The following is a 20,826-nucleotide window of genomic DNA, read 5'->3' on the forward strand; positions in this document are numbered from 1 at the left end:
AATAACACTCACAATTCTCTAATCCAATGTCGCTTCGCAACAAAGCCGTCGAGTTCTTCATCAAGCAGGATGTTCTTCAATTCGGAGACTTTACGCTCAAGAGCGGACGCAAGTCGCCCTATTTCTTCAACACCGGACGGTTGTGTTCCGGACACCAACTTGCAGAGCTCGGCAAACTCTATGCCGATCTGATCGCCGGCGGCGAGACGTTTTTCGATGCGAATGTGATCTTCGGCTCGGCCTATAAAGGCATCCCCATCTCGGTCGCAACGACGATCGCACTCGCCGAGCATTTCAAGAAGCCGGATCTTCGTGCTGTCAGCGACCGCAAAGAAGCCAAAACGCATGGCGATACTTCTGCATTCCTCGGGGTGCTCAATCCCGGCGATCATGTCGTCATCGTTGACGATGTGATCACGACTGGTGGGACCAAGTACGAGTCCATCGAAAAGCTCACCGCGCTGGATTGTAAAGTACTGGGGGTTGTCATCGCATTCGATCGCATGGAGCCGGTCTCGAATTCCGGACTCAGCGCGCTCGAAGAGTTCGAGAAGACAAGCGGCTTGCCCGTTCTACCACTATGCACTATTGAAGACGTGATTGCCGTGAAGCCCGACTTTGCACCGAAATACCATGAGTACCGTAAGCGGGTGGAAGCGGAAATCATGAATAAGGCCTAACACTCAATGTCATTGCGAGGAAGCGCGTTAGCGCAACGAAGCAATCTAAGACCTTGACAATAGGACGGTCCCTATGTTCTTAGATTGCTTCGTCGTCCGCTCCACGGACTCCTCGCAATGACAATGGTATTGGCAGAGTTGCTGCTCCCCTCTCCGAACGCCCCCAGCACCCTCCTTGTTCTTTACCCTGTATGGCACGTGTATTGCTCGGAATGAGCGGTGGGCTTGATTCGTCCGTAGCGGCATTGCTTCTGCAGCAGCTGGGGCATGAGGTGATCGGGATGACGATCAAGACCTATAGTTATGACGACGTCGCAGGAAGCAATCCGGCGAACGATACCTCGTGCTGTTCGCTCGACGGGATCAACGATGCTCGTTCCGTTGCGATGATGCTTGGTATCCCGCATTATGTTACCGATCTCACCCGCGAATTCGGTCATGAGATCATCGACTATTTCAAAGACACGTACCTCGACGGCAAGACGCCGAACCCTTGTGTGAAGTGTAACCGCGAGATCAAGTGGGGAGCAATGCTCAAGAAAGCCGATGCACTCGGCTGCGAGTATATCTCGACCGGGCATTACGTGCATCTTCGTGGGGAGCACGGACGGATGGTACTCTCTCGCTCGCGTGACATATTGAAAGATCAGAGCTATGCGCTCTGGGCTGTGCGTGAGGAGCACTTACACCGTACGCTGTTTCCGCTTTCCGGCTATACAAAAACGGAGATCCGCGAGATCGCGCGTGCGAACAATCTTCCGGTTGCCGGCAAGCGCGAGAGTTATGAGATCTGTTTCGTCAGCGACAACGACTATCGCCGCTTCCTTAGAGACAACGTTCCGAATATCGAGGAACAGGCTCCGCACGGGACGTTCGTCCTTCACGGCGAGGTTGTCGGCGAGCATGACGGCGTTCCGTTCTATACGATCGGCCAGCGCAAAGGTCTTGGCCTGAGCATTCCGTCACATCCCGAGCCGCTCTATGTAACGGGGCTAGACGTCCTGAACAACATCGTCGAGCTCGGAGACGATGAAGAACTATTAACGAAACAACTCACGGCCCATTCGGTAAATCTTATTAAGTACGCCGCACTTCCCGAAGGTGGGATGCGAGTGATGGCGAAGATCCGATACAAAGACGACGGAGCGATGGCCTCGGTATATCCCATCGGCAGCGATCGTATCCGTGTCGAATTTGACGAAGATCGCCGCGCCATCACGCCGGGACAATCCGTCGTGCTGTATGAAGGCGACGACGTTGTCGGCGGTGCGATCATCGAATAATGTGCAGCTGAATTTCCATCGTACCATATGCGTAAGTATTCCGTAGTATTTCTCGTCCTGCTCATAGTCTCCCCGCTTGTCTTCATCGGCTGTCCGAATGGGCTCGAACCGCTCTTGCCGCTCGAAAGCCACGAAGTCCGGGCAACTATCGCCGATTATGGCCAATTCGATTCGAAGGATGCGACCGGCGCGTTGCAGGACGGCAATTATATTCTCAAAGCGCCGATCCTCGGCACGTCTGGAAGCGATACAATGGTGATTACGCTCCTGATTCCAGCGAAAACACAGACGCCGTACACCGTCGATGTCGCGAGCGACCCTGCGGCAGTCATCGACTACTGTGTGCAGCAATCGCTCGGCACGTGCATCGACTACGATGCGCGTCAAGGGTTGGGTTCGGGGTCAATTACGGTCAATAGCGTGACGAGCGGTACAAGCGGACAGATTGTCGAGGGAACCTTCAGCGGCACGCTCGTCGCCAACAACGGCAGCGGCGACAAGAAGTACATCACCAATGGTGAATTCAAAGTAGTGGTGAACTAGCGACCACAGTTTGCGTTTGGTATTGCCTCAAACGTAAGCTTTTATCGTGTCACAACGCAACAACGAACAGCTCCAGCAACTCCGCGCCGAGGCCATGCTCGGCGGCGGCGCCAAACGTATCGAGGACCAGCACAAGAAAGGCAAACTCACCGCCCGTGAGCGCATTGCCATTCTGCTCGACGAAGGGACATTCGAAGAGTTTGATACTTTCGCGCGGCATCGCTCGCACGAATTCGGGCTCGAGAAGAACCGTCCGCTCGGCGACGGCGTCGTGACCGGCTGCGGCAAGATTCACGGACGCACCGTCTTTGTCTTCTCCCAGGATTTCACCGTCTTCGGCGGTTCGCTTTCGGAGGTTCACGCTGAGAAGATCGTGAAGGTGATGGAGATGGCGATGAAAGTCGGCGCTCCACTTGTCGGCCTCAACGATAGCGGCGGTGCCCGTATTCAGGAAGGCGTCGTTTCGCTCGGTGGCTACGCCGATATTTTTCTTCTGAATACGCTGGCATCGGGTGTTATCCCGCAGATATCTGCAATTCTCGGTCCATGTGCAGGCGGTGCGGTGTATTCTCCGGCGATCACCGACTTTGTGTGGATGGTCGAGGGGACGAGCTATATGTTTGTGACTGGCCCCAACGTTGTCAAAACGGTAACCCACGAGGATGTGACCAGCGAAGATCTTGGCGGAGCCGATACGCATGCGCAAAAATCGGGCGTCGCACACTTTGCCGTCGAGAACGAACTTGCATGTCTCGACGGAATCCGGACGCTCGTGACCTATCTGCCGCAGAACAATAAGGAGAAAACGCCGAGGCTCGGAACGAACGACGATCCGACGCGACGTTGCACCAAGCTCGACTCCATCATCCCGGACAATCCCAACAAGCCCTATGATATCAAGGACGTCATCAACGATGTCGTTGATTCCGAGAGCTTCTTCGAAGTACATCGCGACTATGCAACGAATATTGTGATCGGGTTCGCTCGCCTCGATGGAATGTCGATCGGTATTGTCGCGAATCAGCCGATGTCGATGGCCGGTGTACTCGATATCGATGCGAGCGTGAAAGGAGCACGATTCGTTCGCTTCTGCGATGCGTTCAATATTCCGCTTGTCGTGTTCGAAGACGTCCCCGGCTTTCTTCCCGGCACCGATCAGGAGTGGCGGGGTATTATTCGCCACGGGGCAAAACTGCTGTATGCGTTTGCCGAAGCGACCGTACCGAAGGTGACGGTCATTACCCGGAAAGCATACGGGGGAGCGTACGACGTGATGAACTCCAAGCACATTCGTGGCGACATGAATTATGCATGGCCGAGCGCAGAGATCGCGGTGATGGGACCGAAAGGTGCTGTCGAAATTATCTTCAAGAAGGAAATCGCGGATGCTGCCGACCCGCTCAAACGTGAGGAAGAGCTGATCGAAGACTATCGCAATAAATTTGCGTCGCCGTTCGCAGCGGCCGAGCGAGGATACATCGACGATGTGATCCAGCCGAGCGAAACGCGGCTGAGACTTATTCGTGCGCTCAAGACACTCTCGACGAAAGTCGATACCAACCCGTGGCGCAAGCACGGAAACATCCCACTATAATAACGGCCATGATTTCCAGCGAACTTCGCGCGATACAACATCCGATCAAGGAGCGTTACAAGGCAGACCCCGCCAGTGCGATGCGGACGTTCCACGCACGAGCAGTGCTCGGCGAGAATCTGACCGCACGGCTCGATTCAGCAGGGCATGAGCGTGTAGTCGGACCGCACGAAGCGGCAGGCGGAAGCGGAAAGGAATTGTGTTCGGGCGATATGCTTCTCGAATCGCTCGTCGCATGCGCGGCTGTGACCCTCAGCTCCGTCGCGACCGTGATGGAGATCGCGTTTAGCCATGCTGAAATTCGCGCAGAAGGCGACGCCGATTTCCGCGGTACGCTCGGCGTTGAGCGCAGCGTGCCGGTCGGGATCACGAACATTCGATTGATCTACGACCTCACGACCGATGCCCCGGACGACAAAGTAGCAAAACTGGTTCAACTAACGGAGCGTTACTGTATCGTCTACCAAACGCTCGCTGCACCACCGAAGGTCGAGATTACGGTATCGCGAGGGTAAACGATTTGTTGGCTGCGCCGTAGTGATTATTTGCCGGCGTCGCATCGTGGATCGCGAACGAGAACAAGTACTTCTTGCCGGAGGTAAACGCAACATCCTGGTGAAACTGCTGGGGCACGCGATCACGCGAAAATTTCACGGTCCACTGTCCGTTGCTGTAATATCCTCGTGAATGCACGTCAAAGTAATCGTTGCCGGGCGTCGGGTTTCCGATTGTGTATGCCGGGACGCGATCGCCGGATGCCCAGGCTGTGCCGGTGGCAGGGTTCGGCTTGCGAGGATCGAATTTCGCAGCCGTTTCTTCGGCGAGAAAGCGTAGCATATCGAGTTGCTGGTTGTTTCCGCCCGCCACACGCTGCGGGAAATACCCTGAGTCGAATTTGAGCGTATTGTTTCGATAATCGTCAGCATTTGCGTCGTCTTTGACGATGCCGAATGTCGGGTCGCCTTGCGATGTGTTGTCTTCTGCATAGCCGTCGCCGTTGGACTTCCCGCTATGCCAATACCACACATCATACATGCCGCTGTCCTCGGCGAACATTCCGGGCCCCCATCCTCCGTTTGTCGTATGACACAATGCGGCGCACCCGTTCGCTTTGAAGCTTTGCAGCCCTCCGTCGCTCGTACCCGGTACCATCTCGAAGAAAAAGCTTACGCCGTCGTCGTAGGCAGGGGTAGTCTGCCAGTTTGTACTGTCGGCTGGATTGCCGCCGGTGAAGGCGATCGGAGTGCGTAAGTAGTCCTCGCTCGGGTCACTGTATTGCACGAGAAAGAAGATGCGCTGATCGCTTACGAGCGACTTGATCGTGACCGGAAACGTGCGGTTTGCGCCGACAAAATTTACACCGCCGCTCATCGGGGACGCGCTAACGGTAAGCGCAGAAGCATTAGCCCAGACATCTTCGACGCTTGAAGCATCGACGTTCGGCTCCTGGGCAGTCGATATTTTCGCTGGGATAAGCGTAACGCCGTCACTGCTGCCACCCTCGTTCGGCGAGGTCGAAGATTTTGAACATCCCGCAATCAACAGCGCAAACGTAAGCACAACGAGTGCCCGGATATGTGTGGTCATAGTGGTGATGGGTTCTGGTTCTGGGGTTGGCAAAGAAACGATAGCACGACGAATGCTGTTTTTTCGCACTCTCCGGCAATCTCGTTTTCTAACACGACGTTACGACATCCAGTGCCGAGCCTTGCGGCGAATCGGGCGGTGAACGTTACTTCGGACAGATAGTGGGATCGCAGGTCAGAAAATAGTCGACGGGGCGTGGCGCAGCTGGTAGCGCACCTGCTTTGGGAGCAGGGGGTCGCACGTTCGAATCGTGTCGCCCCGACTATAAATTCACAGTAGCCGCATCATGGGAGCAATCTCCACTCCTTTCCACGAGTTTTGAAGCAAAAATCCTCCCAATATCCTTATTTATAGTGTCTTAACGGCTCCGAGAAAAATTTTTAAAATAGTTCAGGCAATAATTTGGAATTCTCAGAAAATCTCCATATATTTGTATTGAGACGTATGAATAGTTGTTGCCACGGCGTGTGTTGAAAACATCAGTTAGTTGTTTGCTTCGCACAAATTCGCCTTGAATCGTCAATTTTTTGCGGGATTGATTCATTAGAGGCAACAGGGAAGTATCCCAATCAAAAAAAGTGTATATAATTGTTCATCTCACCGCTCACTAGGTGCCGTTTCAGTTTTTACTGAACGGCTGTTATAAGGCAAACTAATGAAAGCCCTCATCCTCCGGGAGAGGGTTTTCATTTTTAAATAAGTGCTTTGAGACTAGTCCTTACCCGTCTCCATAAGAATTAGATCCTGCACACAAAATATGACCGTGCGACTGTCGCGATAGATACCTCCGGTGACACTGAAGCACCCGTGAAAGATTGAACTATCACCACACGTCCACTAACTGCCACAGTTCGCTTCGCTCAGAATGACTGTAATAATAAAGCTAAAACGAAGCCACTGTGTTTCGAGAACAGAACTTCCTTTGCCTTTAGATAGTTAGATAATTATCTAAATACAATGAATGCCCTCTTCAAAGCATTGGACGATCCGACTCGGCGGGAGATTATCGAGTTACTTCGTCACCGCGATATGACTGCCGGCGAGATTGCCGAGCGGTTCGATATATCCAAACCGAGCATCAGTTACCATCTGCAGCTCTTGCAGCAGGCGGATCTCGTCGTTGCCGTTCGGAAAGGGCAGTTCATTCAGTATTCACTCAATACCACGGTGGTGCAGGAAGCGATCGCGTGGCTAATTCGCCTCACAAAGCAAGGAAACAAGAAATGACCACGACCGAAAGCAAGCTTCGCAAAGAATGGGTGTTGATCGTCATCGTGATACTGCCGTTCATTTTGATTGCTGTACTCTGGGATACGATCCCGGCCCGCATTCCGTTGCACTGGAACATCCGCGGCGAAGTCAATAGATGGGGAGACAAGATGAGCGTGTTCGAACTTCCCTTCATTAACGCCGGCATTTCAGTACTTCTGTACTACCTTCCGCGCATCGATCCGCGGAAGCAGAATTACGAGCTCTTCCCTCGTGCATACCGTATGGTACGTCTGGCGCTCGCCACGTTTTTCTTCGGCTTATTCGTGTTGACGATATCGCCGGCATTGAGCCTCGAAGTGAATATCAATTCGTTTATCTTCATCGCCATACCATTATTATTCTTGGTCGTGGGCAATTTCCTACGGAGTTTCCGGCAGAATTTTTTTGCAGGCATTCGAACCCCTTGGACGCTGAATAACCCCGATGTTTGGGATAAAACCCACAAACTTGCTTCCTGGATCTGGACGGGCGGATCGCTCGCGATCATTCTCGTGAGGATCATTGCCGGCGATTCGGCCTATTTTGTCTATGTGTTCGTGGGCTATCTAGCCTGTATCATTGTTATCCCAACTGTAATGAGTTATGTGTATCATAGACAACTACAGACAAAAGAATAAATTGTACATCACTCAATCACACCTAATCTACTCGTACGTTATGAATCGACTCACTGTGCTCTTTATTATCGTTCTCGGCGTCTGCTTCGCGCCGTCGCACTCGTTTGGTCAGCATCAGTCCATCAATACGAGCAAGATCGACAGCCTCTTGGACAAGCTCTCGGGCAAGAATAAGTTTATGGGAAGCGTGACGATCAGGAAACACGACCAGATACTCTACTCCAGAGCATGCGGTTTCTCCGATGTTCAAGGACACTTGAACGCCACGCCGGAGACAAAGTACCGGATCGGCTCGATCTCGAAAATGTTCACCGCCACAATGATTTTTCAGTTGATCGAAGAGCACAAGCTGTCGTTAGAAACGAAGCTCTCGACCTACTTTTCAGGTATCCCGAATGCAGATAAGATCACGATCAGTGACCTGCTCTCTCATCGTAGTGGCATTTTCAATATTACAGAAGACTCTACATATAGCGAGTGGCATACGGCGAAACAAACGCAGCTCGCGATGCTCGATCGGATGAAAGCACACCCGTCCGTCTTCGAACCTGACACGAAAACAGAGTATAGCAATTCGAATTATATTCTCTTAGGATACATTCTCGAAACGATCACCGGGAAATCCTATGCGGATAATTTGAAAACGAGAATTGCCGATAAAATTGGTTTGAAGAATACATACTATGGCAACAAGACACAGCCCTCCAAGAACGAATCGTTTTCGTACAGCCTCGATGACGGACGCTGGACTCAGGAGCCGGAAACAGACATGAGCATTCCTGGAGGGGCAGGTGCTATCGTCTCGACACCTAACGACCTGACGCATTTCATCACTGCACTCTTCAATGGAGATCTGATCTCCAAGGCCTCGTTGGACAGCATGACAACGATCAGAGAAGGTCTGGGAAGGGGTATCTTCCGCATTCCGTTTGGGACGCATACCGGCTTCGGTCACAATGGCGGCATCGATAAGTTTGCATCCGGACTTTCCTACTTTCCTGACGATAGCCTCTCGTTCGCCGTCTGCACCAATGGGTTGGATTATAACCTGAATGCTGTAGCGATTGGGGTACTACAGATATGTTATAATATGCCCTACGAAATTCCATCGCTGGAAGAATTTGCGGTTGATCCGAAGATTCTCAAAACGTATGAGGGGATCTATTCATCAAACGGAGTACCGGTGAAGATCAAGATTACGATCAAAAACAACAAACTCACAGCACAAGCATCCGGTCAGCCGCCGTTCCCGCTCGATGTGGTCAGCAACACAGAGTTCAGATTCAATGAAGCTGGGATCAAAATTAGCTTCAAGAAAGAACATGAACTGGTCATAGAACAAGGTGGACAAGAAACCATTTTTTCTAAAGAATAGAGAATGGATATGTGTATCAACTCCGATCATTACCGCGCCACATCAACTGGCTTCCGCAATTCTATGCTCGACTCGTCCAGGATGTGCTGCGAGTAGGACGTTCGTACGACGCTACTTCAGTTTTTACTGAAGTGACTGTCAAAAGGCAAGTTACTGAAAAACCCTCTTCCTCCGGGAGAGGGTTTTCATTTTTACGAATGACGATGAGAATCCTGCACCTATCGGTTTTTTATCCTTCCGATGCGCACCTGTCTTCTCTGTAACTAATCGGTACCTTAGGCGTTTCTAAAATAAGCGCGTTCACATGCACACAGAAATCTATGCGTACCACCTTCGTCCTAGTCTGTTTGTGCCTTGCATCTCATTTGTTTGCTCAAGGGATTTCGAGTGACGGCAGAGAATTTTATCTCGGTTACGTTCCGCCGTATTTCCCACTGGGTTCTAAGTCGACCACGCACATCGTGACGCTCAACGCCATCTCGACGATTGCTTGCACCGTCAGTGTCAGCTATGTGTCCTCGACCGGCGAAGATGTGGAAGGGCGTGAATTTCAGCTCGTTGCAAATATTGCAACGACTATTCCGATCGATGCTACCAGACTCATCTCGGACGGTAACGGAGAAATACCGGAGAATAAGACAATCCATGTGGTATCGACAGCCCCGATCACCCTGACGTTGAATAGCGCCGGTCCGTGCCGCGGAGGTTCATATCTTGCATTGCCCATCGAATGCCTTGGTCGTCATTACGTGGTCATGTCGTATTACGACAATCCCGCGGGAATCGGTGGGTACGATTTTTTTGATAAATCAGTCGGCGAAGCGTGCATTGTTGCCGCGTATGATGCGACCGAGGTGACAATCACGCCGACCGTTCAAACGGCAGGAGGCAAATCGGGGGTGAGCAACGGTGTGGGAACCCCATTCAAGGTCACACTGAACCGGGGACAAAGTTATTTTTTCAAATCCCTCGGTCTTGAATCCACAAACGATCTGTCCGGGACGCTTATCGATGCAACCAGACCGGTTGCTGTATTCAGTGGTCATAGCAATGCGATCACTCAGGCAAGTGCCTTCCCAAGTCCGGATGCAGTAGAAGCACGCAACTCGCTGCTACAGCAGTTGCCTCCCGCTGAATGCTTCGATACTAGCGGGTACTATACGATCCCCTGGTTCGAAGCAGGCGGAGGCGGAGACGGAGCCGGCGATGAGGTTCGGACATATACGGCTGCAATCGGCGGAAGCAAGATTACGCTGCAAAGCCCGCAGACTGTAGACCTTTCGACGAATCCCCTGAATCTTCAAACGCCGAGCCTTCCTTCCGTCCAAGTCCCCACATTTTCTGCATCAACGAATGGACATCCGTTCGCTATGGCGATCTATGATCAGCGAAGACAAGCAGGGAGCGGGCCGTACGCGTCGCCGAATATGTGCTGGGTCGTTCCGCAACGTCATTGGAAGACCGAGTACCTGTGCAGTCCTGCGAACTCAAGCGACGAACAATTCACTAATGCGTCGTATTTCCTTTCACTCATCTGCCGGCAGCAAGATTGGAGCGGTGGGATCCTTGTTTCGGTGGACGGATCAAATCCGGTTGGAATAACGCATGCAGGATTGAGCATCAAGAAAACATGGTCTGCGATTCCAGGCAGTGCAGGTATGATGGGGGCGGAGATTGCCGCGTACTACGGACATACCTACAGGATCTATAACACTCGACGAGAGGATAGTACGCACCCGGAGCCTGCACCGTTTGGGATTTTGGAGAGCCGGATGCACGCATATGATGCTGAGCGTGACGCGATCGATGCGAATACATATTTTTTCAGCGGAGCGAATCCGGCAGGGATGAGCTACAGCGAATACGGCCTCTCGGCTTCGATGATTCGCGATTCGGTGACATACACGTGCGGGAAATGGACGGTCTGTCTTCACGATAGTGGTGGGGTCGGAAACGGGATACGGTATGTGGAAATACTTAATTACGTGAACAACAATCTCCTCCCTCAACCACGACTGGCCAAGAACCTGAGGCTTAGTCCGTCGGTGGATCCGTATTCAACAGGAGCCGTTGCGTTTGATGGGTCGGCGACGTCACTGTGCATAGACATAGAACCGATTGTTCCTACGGACTCGGCATACGGGACGCTTGCGGTGTATGATAATTCCGGAGCGGTTCATCTGGTGACGATCTCGGCACGCCCAACATTTGAGATTGTTGCCTCTGCTCCAATGACGAAACCCTCGGCCGGACATTTCGATCTCGGTGCCACCGGAGTGGACAGCGGAGCCTGCGGTTCGATCACGATCGAGAACCCTGACGTCGACGGCGCGAGGGATCTGGTGATCGACAGCTTGTATCTTGTCGGCGATACTGCCCACTTGCATATCGAAGGTCAGACCAACGCGTTTCCATTGACGGTATTGCGTGGAGCAAATCGTCAGTTCACCATTTGTTTTGCACCGGAGGATACGACCAGTTACATAGCGACACTCCGACTCGTCGATCACTGTGGCAATCGATTCGCATATACGATTACTGGTTTCGGGGAGTCAGGATTATTGCAGTCGGCTGATATTACGCTTGATCAACGCGTACTCGGAGATTCCGCATGCGCTCCGATCTCGTTGCGGAATGTTGGGACGAGGCCATTGCAGTTGGTACCAGTGCCCGTTGTAAGCGACACGGCTGATTTTTCGATCGACCCATTGTTCCTCGGACAATTGCCGCTGACGCTGTTGCCGGGAGATTCGGCGTCGCCACTCGTGTGTTTCCATCCCAGATCGGATAGTACTCGAATGAGCACGATACAGTGGCGTACCGATATCCCATCTTCCCTTGAGCGAAGGATGAAGTCCGTTTCAGTGATAACAGGTATAGGCTACGATCCGCGTGTCTCGTGGGACCCAGGCGAGAGCGTGTTCCTCGGCGATTCGACCGCTGCGGTGACAAACATCGCTCGCCGCGTCACACTGCACAATGACGGAAGAAGGAGTGTGCTCGTGCATTCGATCGTTGAGGGCGGAGCCGATTCCGCCGACTTCTCGATCACCGACAATGAACTCGGCTTGCCGGTGCTTTCGGAGTTTCACCTTCAGGCGGCCGATAGTATATGGGTGGAGCTTCGCTTTCGCCCAGAAGCTACCACGGGGGTACCCAACGGTTTTCGCGACCGACACGCGACACTTGTTGCCAACGTTGAGGCCGAGGGAGTGCGAAGCTTCGGTACGCAGGCCAAGGCCACACTTCGAGGCACATTCTCGCCAGACGCTTCCGTCGCGGCCACCAGTACGGGCGTGCACCTGAGGTGTCTTGTGTACCCCGACCAGTTAGAAGTGCTTGGTGTTCCGCTCGGAGCGACCGCACAACTATATGATGTGCTCGGTCGCCGGATTGCGGTTTCCGACCCTCAGACGGAAGGGGAGGCGAGCGTCCGAATACAGAGAGATGGCCTTCGGTCCGGTGCTTATGTACTGAAAGCCGCGGATAAGATCATCAAGGTCACGTTGGTGCGGTAGCTCCGGATAACGGGGCAGTCTCGGCAGAGAAGGCGCATGCCGCCCCAACGCACGGTCGGTCCGTAGAGAATTACCAAAGCGGGGCGGGGGAATCCCGCCCTCGTTTTTTGTGGGAGCACGATTCCGTATTTTCGTGTTACTCTTCGTCTTGTAAAAGCTATTCCGTTCGCATAACGTGAAAAAAAACCGTACTTTAATCATTGTCATCATCCTGTGCATCGCAGGTGCGCTGTATGGATTGTATCCCACTTGGAAGTCACAGGATTACCAGTCGACACTGGACTCGTTCGGTAAGGACTCCGCCAAGCGCGCAGCCTATATCGCAAAGCACGAGGAAGATGTCCGGTCCCTCAATACGGGCGTTGTGCGTCCGATCAAACTCGGTCTCGATCTGCGCGGTGGTATCTATATCACGATGGAAGTCGACGTCCTGAAGTTTATCGAAGAGCAGGCCTCCAATAAGGACGAGATCCTCAATGCGGTACTCGCTGCCACTTCAAAGGAAGAGCAGACGAGCGATGAAACCGTCGTTTCGATCTTTTCCCGCAAATTCCAGGAGATCGCTGCATCCAAAGGAAAGACGCTTGCGAACTACTTCCTTCTCGACGACGTGAAAACGGGCGAGGATAAGGAAATCATCGCATCGCTGACCAAAGGAAGCGACGAAGCGGTCGATCGCGCCATCGAGATCATCCGTAATCGTATCGACCAATACGGTTTGACTGAGCCTACGATTCAGAAGTTCGGTTCGCGCCGTATCATTATCGAGGTCCCGGGAGCTGCTGACCCGGCGAGCGTTCGCCAGCTTCTCGAAGGAACGGCGCAGTTGGAATTCCGTCTGCTGAAGGATCCGAAGATCGTCCGTCGAGTCATCGATCGCATCGACAAGTATCTTTCCAGCACGGGGTTTGTGACCACGCCGGACAGCGCGAAAGCCACGGTGGCGGATTCCGTAAAACAGCCTGGCGTAATCGCGCAGGGCACGGATTCGAGCAAGAAGGCAGCGGAGACGAAGTCTGCAAAGAAGGAAGACAAGAAGGCAATCGCGAAGGCCGATACGACCAAGAAAGATAGCACCGCTGCCAAGACGGCGACCCTCTCGCCGGAGGATTCCGCCCAGCGTGCCGACAGCCTTGCGTATGCCGGTCTGAGCGACCAGCAAAAGGCCGCAAAGTTCACGAAGGAGCATCCGTTCACGGCGCTCATTGCAAAAGGCCAGACAAAGAGCGGCCAGTATTATGTGAGCGACGCCGACCGTCGTGCAATGCTCGAAATCCTCGCCCGTCCGGACATCAAGCCGATGTACGAAGGTGAAGTCGATTTCTCGTTCAGTCGTCCGATCAAGGATCAGGGAGGCAGCAACTTCTATGAAGTGTATTTCCTCAATGCGCAGCCCGAACTGACGGGTAAGTATATCGTCGATGCCGGTGCGGAACTCCGCGACGGCAAGCCGACGGTCACGATGCGCATGAACGAGGACGGTGCCCGCATTTGGTCGCGCGTGACCGATGCGAACGTGAACCACCGCATTGCGATCGTGCTCGATAACGTTGTCTATTCCGCTCCGAATGTGATGTCGCGTATCGACGGCGGTAACTCCGAGATCAGCGGTTCGCGCGATATGGCCGAAGCGAATCTACTGAAAATCGTGCTCAAAGCCGGCGCACTGCCTGCACCGGTCAAGATCATTCAGCAGCAGGAAATCGGTGCATCGCTCGGAGCCGACTCGGTGTCGAAAGGATTGCAGTCGATCCTGATCGGCTTCCTTGTCGTGATCATTTTCATGGCGATGTACTACCTGACGGGTGGCTTTGTCGCAGACGTCGCGGTTATCATCAATCTGATCTTTACGCTTGCAGTCCTCGCCGCCTTCGGTGCAACACTGACGTTGCCTGGTATGGCCGGTATCGTATTGACTGTCGGTATCGCCGTTGACGCGAACGTGCTCATTTATGAACGTGTGCGTGAAGAGCTTGCCTCCGGCAAGTCGCTGAAGCTCGCAATCGACGACGGCTATAAACGAGCCTTTGCCCCGATCTTCGACGGTCACTTGACCGCGTTCTTCTCGGGCGTGATCCTGTACTCGATGGGTACGGGTACCGTCCAGGGCTTCGGCGTGACGCTCATGATCGGTATTGCCGCATCGCTGTTCACAGCGATCGTCATTACCCGCGTCATCTTCGATATCTTGCTCGAGCGCATGCCGAGCTCTATCAAATTCGGATAATTCCATTCACAGACCAGAGATCGTTCGACCATGCACTTTTTCAAAAAAACCAATATCGACTTTATCGGCAAACGTCGCGTATGGTACATCGTTTCGACGGTGATTACCCTTGCCGGTATTGTATGGGCGCTCTTTAAGGGAGTGGAATACGGTATCGACTTCGCCGGCGGTACGGAGATCCAGTTGAAGTTCGCAAAGCAGATCCGCATCGACGAGATCCGTTCTGCGCTCGATGCCGGTGGCTTCCGTGGCGCGGAGGTAAAATATTACGGGGCGGATGAATCCGGCATCCTCGTTCGTGTCCGTGAAGGCGCTGCCGGTGCCGAGGCCGGTGCCAAGACTTCGAGCGACGTCCAGGAAGCACTGACCAAAGCGTTTCCGAACAATGCGTTCGATCACTCGAAAACCCAAACGACTCATATCGGCGCAAAGATCGGTGCGGAGTTGAAGCAGAAGGCGTTGTTCGCCGTCTTGTTCACTTGTATCGCTATCCTGATCTATCTTGCGTTCCGGTTCGAGTTTGTGTATGGGCTTGGTGCCGTGATCGCTATTATCCACGACGTGCTCGTCGCATTCGCGTTCGCCGTAGTCTGTAACGGATTCGCTCCGTGGCTCAATCTGGAAATGAACTCGACGATGCTCGCTGCATTCCTGACGATCGTCGGCTTCTCGGTCAACGATACGGTTATTATCTTCGATCGTATCCGCGAGGATAAGAAGAAGTATAAAGGCCAGGATCTGAAGACGATCATGAACCGAGCCATCAACGAGACGCTGCCGCGTACGATCATCACATCGGGCACGGTGTTCCTGACGCTCGTCGTATTGTTCATTTGGGGTGGCGAAGTCCTTCGCGGGTTCGCATTCACGATGCTCATCGGTGTGATCACCGGCACGTATTCGTCGATCTTCGTTGCATCGGCGATCGCGTATGACTGGATCCATCGCAATCGTGAACTCAAGGCCGAAGGGGCAAGTGTCCGAACGGCCCAGAAGCAAGTAGCAACGACGGTTTCCTAATTCGGTACGTCATGAACTCTACGTTCACCAGAACCGGCGATACGCTCTCGGTCGGCCTTTCGGGCGACTTGACGGGCGGCGCCGAAGCGATGCGGTTCGCGAAGCTGATCCGCGACGAGATCGCCGCTGCCGGCGGTGTCACGAGTGTCGTGATCGGGATGAAGGATGTTGGGTTCGTCGACAGTTCCGGTCTCGGGATGCTGCTTGGCGCACGCGAGGCTGCCGAAGCCGTCGGTGCGAAGCTGACGCTCGAATCGCCGAATGCGCAGTTCCTGCATTTGCTCGAGCTCACGAAGCTCAGCGAGGTGCTTGGGGTTCGCAAATAGGGTTTATCTCTCGTAACCATTTCGCTTAACGCACACGGGCAATGCCTGTTACTATCGTGCTTGGCTCCCAGTGGGGAGATGAAGGAAAAGGAAAGATCGTCGATCGACTCGCCGCCGAGTCCGACTACGTAGCCAGATACCAAGGTGGCGCCAACGCCGGACATACGATCATCCTCCCGGACGGTTCGAAGTTCGTACTCCACCTTATCCCGAGCGGCATCTTTCACCCATCCGCGTTGTGTGTCATCGGCAACGGCGTCGTGATCGACCCGGTCGCGCTGCGTGAAGAGATCAAGATGCTCGAAGCGACCGGAGTACAGGTCGCCGGACGGCTGTTCATCTCGCACAATGCCCACCTTATCATGCCGTATCATAAGATGCTCGATAAGGCGATGGAGGCACGGCTTTCGAAGATCGATTCGTCTAAAGCCGTCGGGACGACCGGCCGAGGGATTGGACCTGCCTACGAAGACAAGTTTTCACGCAAGGGGATTCGTATCGTCGATCTGCTCGACCGTCCGTCGTTGACCGAAAAGCTTCGACAGAATATCACCGAGAAGAACGAATTGCTCTCGAAGTTTTACGGCTCGGACGAACTTTGCGATGTCGAGTCGATCGTGTCGGAGTACACAGCGTTCGACACTGAGATCGACCCGTATATTACCGACACATCGCTGCTGCTGAATACAGCACTGCGCGAGGGCAAGCATATCCTTGCCGAAGGCGCGCAGGCGGCGTTGCTTGATATCGATTTTGGCACATACCCGTACGTTACCTCGAGCAGCCCGACATCGGGCGGCGCGTGTACGGGGCTCGGAATTCCGCCGACTTCGATCAAAGATATCATCGGGGTTGCCAAGGCCTACACGACGCGCGTTGGTAACGGGCCGTTCCCGAGCGAATTGCTCGATGAGACGGGGGAGACACTCCGACAAAAAGGCGGCGAATATGGGGCGACGACCGGACGTCCGCGTCGCTGTGGCTGGCTCGATGCCGTTGCACTGCGCTACTCCGGGATGATCAACGGAACGACGTCGATCGCACTGACAAAGCTCGATGTGCTCTCCGGATTCGATGAGATCAAGATGTGTGTCGGCTACGAACGCCTGACCGACGGCAAGCGCCTGACCCATTTTACGACCGATCTGCGCGCACTTGCGAATATCCGTCCGATCTACGAATCGTTCGAAGGGTGGGGGGATGGAGCGTTGCAGGGGATCGGCTCGCGAGCGGACCTGCCGGTAACGACGCAGAAGTATCTTGGGGCGATCGAACGTGAAGCGGAGCTTTCGCTTTCGATGATCTCGCTCGGACCCGGTCGCAACGAGACCCTGACCAAGTAGCCGGATCGGCTCATTTGTGCGTTGAACTGTGTTTTTCGTGCTAATTTTGTAGCATCGTCGGCAGCGTTGTCCTTCGTGACCGCCGCCAAATCAAGAACAGAATGATCCAGTACATCATACGGCGCGTACTACTCTTCATCCCGACGTTATTCTTCATAACGATCGTGACGTTCTCGATCTCCCGCCTTGCTCCCGGCGATCCGGCGGAATTGAAAGCCGGTGTCGGCGGAGAAGGGACGATGCGCGGCGGTCAGCAGCTCAACGAGCAGATGATTCAACAGATCCGCGCGATGTGGAATCTGGATAAACCCATTTGGTTTTGGACGATCTTCACCGACGAAAAAGATGCGACAGGGCATACCAAGCCGCTGATGGAACGACTCACATTCAAGTGGAACGGAACCGACAATCAGTACGTGCTCTGGGTTCGCAATCTGTTGCGGATGGATTTTGGGAAGTCGTTTCAGGACAACCGGCCGGTCCTCGACAAAATGCTCGAGCGAATGCCGATCACGATCTTCATGTCGCTCATCTCGATCATTCTGGCATATTTGATCGCAATACCGCTGGGCATCTATTCGGCTACCCATAAGGATACGACGCTCGACAAGGTGTCGACAGTGACGTTGTTCGTGCTCTATTCGATTCCGCAATTTTGGATTGCGACGATGGCAATCATCTTCTTCGGCGGCGGCGATTTCTTCGCCTGGTTTCCGAATGCGGGTATCCATTCGATGAGTGTCTCGCCGGACGATCCGTGGATGACCCGGACGCTTGATCTGCTGTGGCATATGATTCTGCCGATCGCGACGACAACATATTTGAGCTTTGCGTATCTCTCGCGTCAGATGCGAGGGTCGATGCTCGAGGTTATCCGCCAGGACTATATCCGTACTGCCCGCGCAAAGGGCTTGAGCGAAAAGGTGGTCGTCTATAAGCATGCACTTCGCAATTCGCTCATCCCGATCATCACGATCGTCGCCTACATCCTGCCGGCGCTCATCAGCGGTTCGATTGTCATCGAGTATATCTTTACGATCCCGGGCATCGGCAAGTTGGCGTTCGAAGCGCTGACGGCACGTGATTACCCGGTCATCATGGCCGAGTTCACACTTTCATCGGTGCTGACACTTGTCGGTCTGCTTCTGGCCGATTTGTTATACTCGGTTGTCGATCCGCGTATCGCTTTCTCCAAGAAGAGCAACTAATCAATCTTACGATCTTCTCATGGCAGAACAAGCACTCAAAGCCACGCCCACGAAGGAAGAGCTCGCACGGGAGAAATCTCGCAAAGCGGTGAGCCAGTCGTACTGGAGCCTCGTGCGGCACCAGTTCAAGAAGAATAAGATTTCGCTGGCTGCGTTGTACATTGTGTACCTACTGTTCGCAGTCGCGATCTTTGCGGACTTCCTTGCCAACGACAAACCGATCATGGCGAAATATGACGGGACGTTGTACTTCCCGGTCGTGAAAGATTATTTCGTGATGGCTGGGATCGATCGGTGGGGACCCGACCTCGTGACGGCAGACTGGCGCGTACTCGATAAAGAGGGGAAACTGTCAATGACGGTCTGGACGCCGATCAAGTGGCGTTCGTCGAACCAGGATCTTGAACACAATACCGCGCCGCCCGGCGGCGACCACTTGCTCGGGACGGATGCGATCGGTCGTGACGTCATGGCAGGATTGATTTCCGGTTCTCGAATAGCACTCACGATCGGCTTCCTATCGATGTCGATCGCTGTCATTCTTGGCGTGTTTTTCGGCGCCGTCTCGGGATTTTATGGAGGATGGATTGATGTCGTGGTCTCGAGATTCATCGAGCTGATCATGACATTCCCGACATTCTTCCTGATCATTACCGTCGTTGCGATGCTTCCGAGCGGTTCGATCTGGCTGGTGATGATTATGATCGGGTTGACGAGCTGGACCGGTATTGCCCGATTTACGCGAGCGGAATTCCTGCGTATCCGTAATATGGAGTACACCGCTGCGGCAACCGCACTCGGACTTTCGAACTGGCGTATTATTTTCCGTCATGTCCTGCCGAACTCGCTGGCTCCGGTTCTCGTGACAACGGCATTCGGTGTCGCATCGGCGATCCTGACCGAGGCAGGGTTGTCATTCCTTGGCTTCGGTGTGCCGCCGACGACCGTTACGTGGGGCAGCGTGCTCAACGATGCCCGCGGTAATATATCGGCATGGTGGCTTGCGGTGTTTCCGGGATTCATGATCTTCCTGACCGTGCTCTGCTACAATCTGGTCGGCGACGGTTTGCGCGACGCGCTCGATCCGCGCTTGCGCGACTAATACGGTTCCAATACCAGTCGTTTTGAAAAAGCGGGCTTCTGTAAGTCCGCTTTTTTATTGCACATGAATGAAATTTCATGCCGCAGTATTAAACTTTCCTACTGACCGGCCCTCTATTGGTCAATGAGTTTGATTACTAAATTCTCAATAAGGAGATACGACAATGATGACCAATAAACTATCGAAAGCCTTTGCAACGGCATTCATTCTGGCTGCAGGATTGATGGTGACATCTCTCATGATGGTCGGTTGCAAGAGTAGCACCGAACCCACCGGTGCACAGGAATACGATTCACGTGCTGCGGCCGATGTCACGTCGGCAGCGCTCGGGACGGAATCCGGCGGCGCGGGTGTCAGCTTCGGCGATGCAATGTCCATCACAAAGTATGGCACGATCCCGACCGTGATTGACGACCCGAAAGCCGGAACGCCGACGTCGCGCGACACCTCGTTCGATCCCGCAACGAAACTCCACACCGTCACGATCACCCGCTCTGCATCATGGGGTCGCTTCGACTTCAATACGGTGATCACGTATACATATACGTTCTATGACGCATCGGGTGCCCCCATGGATAACTTCATCAAGGGTACGACCGACCGCATCGATATGACCGTCGCGAAGCAAAAGAGCAAGGATATCGGCGAACGCGTCGATGTGCAGGATACCGCATACGGAACGTGGAGCATCACCGGCCTGACCGGTTCGACGCCGATCCTCAACGGCAACTTCAATCGCAGTGGTACGGACGTGTTCCACACGCCCGAAAACGGCGACCGCACGTTCACGCACTCCTTCTCGATCACCTTCGTCGGCGATACGATCGTTCAATCGACGGACAATGGCCGACAGCACACGTTCCTGAAGGGGCCGGCAACATCGCACTTCACTGCAGCGACGCCGAAGGGGTATACCTTCACGCGTGATACGAAGATCACCTTTAACGGCGATGGCACTGCAGTGCTCGACGTCACACGCACCAGCGGCGACGGCACAGTCGATACCTACACGATCGATGTCAAAGTCGGGCAGTGGCTCCGCTTCGGACGCAAATAATAACGAGTGGTCTGCCTTTGCTACAGGCAAGGCGAGAGATAACGTACACAACTACCCAATACGAGCGGCCCGCC

The 20,826-nt window shown here is 53.8% G+C and carries 17 protein-coding genes and 1 tRNA gene; 17 read left to right on the forward strand and 1 reads right to left on the reverse strand.

The features are described 5' to 3' along the window. Positions 1–26: 26 nt before the first annotated feature. The 5 genes from pyrE (at position 27) to JSS75_02390 (ending at position 4,615) form a co-directional block, all read left to right on the forward strand. Positions 27–680 carry an orotate phosphoribosyltransferase gene (gene pyrE, locus JSS75_02370; GenBank protein MBS1902529.1) on the forward strand — a complete coding sequence of 218 codons (654 nt, stop codon included), beginning with the start codon at positions 27–29 and terminating at the stop codon, positions 678–680. Between the two features lie 191 nt (positions 681–871). Beyond that, complete coding sequence (mnmA, locus tag JSS75_02375) at positions 872–1,963, forward strand: tRNA 2-thiouridine(34) synthase MnmA (GenBank protein ID MBS1902530.1); 1,092 nt, start codon at positions 872–874, stop codon at positions 1,961–1,963. Between the two features lie 27 nt (positions 1,964–1,990). Then, positions 1,991–2,506, forward strand: coding sequence for a hypothetical protein (locus tag JSS75_02380; protein MBS1902531.1), 516 nt, complete (start codon positions 1,991–1,993; stop codon positions 2,504–2,506). A 94-nt stretch (positions 2,507–2,600) separates the two neighbouring features. Continuing rightward, entirely contained in the window at positions 2,601–4,100 is a 1,500-nt protein-coding gene (locus JSS75_02385; GenBank protein ID MBS1902532.1) for an acyl-CoA carboxylase subunit beta, read from the forward strand. Between the two features lie 8 nt (positions 4,101–4,108). After that, positions 4,109–4,615 carry an OsmC family protein gene (locus JSS75_02390; GenBank protein ID MBS1902533.1) on the forward strand — a complete coding sequence of 169 codons (507 nt, stop codon included), beginning with the start codon at positions 4,109–4,111 and terminating at the stop codon, positions 4,613–4,615. On the opposite strand, the gene JSS75_02395 is transcribed toward JSS75_02390, so the two are convergent. Continuing rightward, positions 4,596–5,687 carry a hypothetical protein gene (locus JSS75_02395; protein ID MBS1902534.1) on the reverse strand — a complete coding sequence of 364 codons (1,092 nt, stop codon included), beginning with the start codon at positions 5,685–5,687 and terminating at the stop codon, positions 4,596–4,598. The genes JSS75_02390 and JSS75_02395 overlap by 20 nt on opposite strands. A gap of 189 nt (positions 5,688–5,876) precedes the next feature. Here JSS75_02395 and JSS75_02400 point away from each other — a divergent pair. From JSS75_02400 to JSS75_02455, 12 genes are all read left to right on the forward strand, one after another. Then, positions 5,877–5,949 (forward strand) — tRNA-Pro (locus tag JSS75_02400). A gap of 695 nt (positions 5,950–6,644) precedes the next feature. Further along, a complete protein-coding gene (locus JSS75_02405) occupies positions 6,645–6,914 on the forward strand; it encodes a winged helix-turn-helix transcriptional regulator (GenBank protein ID MBS1902535.1) in 270 nt (89 codons plus the stop codon). Continuing rightward, complete coding sequence (locus tag JSS75_02410) at positions 6,911–7,576, forward strand: SdpI family protein (protein MBS1902536.1); 666 nt, start codon at positions 6,911–6,913, stop codon at positions 7,574–7,576. The genes JSS75_02405 and JSS75_02410 overlap by 4 nt, the downstream gene beginning before the upstream one ends. Before the next feature lie 40 nt (positions 7,577–7,616). Beyond that, the gene (locus JSS75_02415; GenBank protein ID MBS1902537.1) at positions 7,617–8,951 is read left to right on the forward strand and encodes a serine hydrolase; all 1,335 of its coding nucleotides are present in this window, start codon (positions 7,617–7,619) and stop codon (positions 8,949–8,951) included. Positions 8,952–9,271: 320 nt separating this feature from the next. Next, a complete protein-coding gene (locus JSS75_02420) occupies positions 9,272–12,469 on the forward strand; it encodes an IgGFc-binding protein (protein MBS1902538.1) in 3,198 nt (1,065 codons plus the stop codon). A gap of 175 nt (positions 12,470–12,644) precedes the next feature. Continuing rightward, positions 12,645–14,696 carry a protein translocase subunit SecD gene (secD, locus tag JSS75_02425; protein ID MBS1902539.1) on the forward strand — a complete coding sequence of 684 codons (2,052 nt, stop codon included), beginning with the start codon at positions 12,645–12,647 and terminating at the stop codon, positions 14,694–14,696. Positions 14,697–14,726: 30 nt separating this feature from the next. Next, positions 14,727–15,716, forward strand: a complete 990-nt coding sequence (gene secF, locus JSS75_02430; GenBank protein ID MBS1902540.1) for a protein translocase subunit SecF — start codon at positions 14,727–14,729, stop codon at positions 15,714–15,716. 11 nt (positions 15,717–15,727) lie between these two features. Next, positions 15,728–16,042, forward strand: a complete 315-nt coding sequence (locus JSS75_02435; GenBank protein ID MBS1902541.1) for an STAS domain-containing protein — start codon at positions 15,728–15,730, stop codon at positions 16,040–16,042. 41 nt (positions 16,043–16,083) lie between these two features. Continuing rightward, positions 16,084–17,385, forward strand: a complete 1,302-nt coding sequence (locus tag JSS75_02440) for an adenylosuccinate synthase (GenBank protein MBS1902542.1) — start codon at positions 16,084–16,086, stop codon at positions 17,383–17,385. A gap of 101 nt (positions 17,386–17,486) precedes the next feature. Beyond that, complete coding sequence (locus JSS75_02445) at positions 17,487–18,593, forward strand: ABC transporter permease (GenBank protein MBS1902543.1); 1,107 nt, start codon at positions 17,487–17,489, stop codon at positions 18,591–18,593. A gap of 19 nt (positions 18,594–18,612) precedes the next feature. Further along, on the forward strand, positions 18,613–19,695 hold the full coding sequence (locus JSS75_02450) for an ABC transporter permease (GenBank protein MBS1902544.1): 1,083 nt from the start codon (positions 18,613–18,615) through the stop codon (positions 19,693–19,695). Between the two features lie 163 nt (positions 19,696–19,858). Then, positions 19,859–20,752, forward strand: coding sequence for a hypothetical protein (locus tag JSS75_02455; protein MBS1902545.1), 894 nt, complete (start codon positions 19,859–19,861; stop codon positions 20,750–20,752). The last annotated feature ends 74 nt before the right edge of the window (positions 20,753–20,826 follow it).

The organism is Bacteroidota bacterium (assembly GCA_018266755.1).
Taxonomy (GTDB): Bacteria; Bacteroidota; Ignavibacteria; order Palsa-1295; family Palsa-1295; genus JAFDZW01.

Coding starts and splice junctions, on each gene's coding strand:
- pyrE (MBS1902529.1), top strand. CDS start 27: ATGTCGCTTCGCAACAAAGCCGTCGAGTTCTTCATCAAGCAGGATGTT.
- mnmA (MBS1902530.1), top strand. CDS start 872: ATGGCACGTGTATTGCTCGGAATGAGCGGTGGGCTTGATTCGTCCGTA.
- JSS75_02380 (MBS1902531.1), top strand. CDS start 1,991: ATGCGTAAGTATTCCGTAGTATTTCTCGTCCTGCTCATAGTCTCCCCG.
- JSS75_02385 (MBS1902532.1), top strand. CDS start 2,601: ATGCTCGGCGGCGGCGCCAAACGTATCGAGGACCAGCACAAGAAAGGC.
- JSS75_02390 (MBS1902533.1), top strand. CDS start 4,109: ATGATTTCCAGCGAACTTCGCGCGATACAACATCCGATCAAGGAGCGT.
- JSS75_02395 (MBS1902534.1), bottom strand. CDS start 5,687: ATGACCACACATATCCGGGCACTCGTTGTGCTTACGTTTGCGCTGTTG.
- JSS75_02405 (MBS1902535.1), top strand. CDS start 6,645: ATGAATGCCCTCTTCAAAGCATTGGACGATCCGACTCGGCGGGAGATT.
- JSS75_02410 (MBS1902536.1), top strand. CDS start 6,911: ATGACCACGACCGAAAGCAAGCTTCGCAAAGAATGGGTGTTGATCGTC.
- JSS75_02415 (MBS1902537.1), top strand. CDS start 7,617: ATGAATCGACTCACTGTGCTCTTTATTATCGTTCTCGGCGTCTGCTTC.
- JSS75_02420 (MBS1902538.1), top strand. CDS start 9,272: ATGCGTACCACCTTCGTCCTAGTCTGTTTGTGCCTTGCATCTCATTTG.
- secF (MBS1902540.1), top strand. CDS start 14,727: ATGCACTTTTTCAAAAAAACCAATATCGACTTTATCGGCAAACGTCGC.
- JSS75_02435 (MBS1902541.1), top strand. CDS start 15,728: ATGAACTCTACGTTCACCAGAACCGGCGATACGCTCTCGGTCGGCCTT.
- JSS75_02440 (MBS1902542.1), top strand. CDS start 16,084: ATGCCTGTTACTATCGTGCTTGGCTCCCAGTGGGGAGATGAAGGAAAA.
- JSS75_02445 (MBS1902543.1), top strand. CDS start 17,487: ATGATCCAGTACATCATACGGCGCGTACTACTCTTCATCCCGACGTTA.
- JSS75_02450 (MBS1902544.1), top strand. CDS start 18,613: ATGGCAGAACAAGCACTCAAAGCCACGCCCACGAAGGAAGAGCTCGCA.
- JSS75_02455 (MBS1902545.1), top strand. CDS start 19,859: ATGATGACCAATAAACTATCGAAAGCCTTTGCAACGGCATTCATTCTG.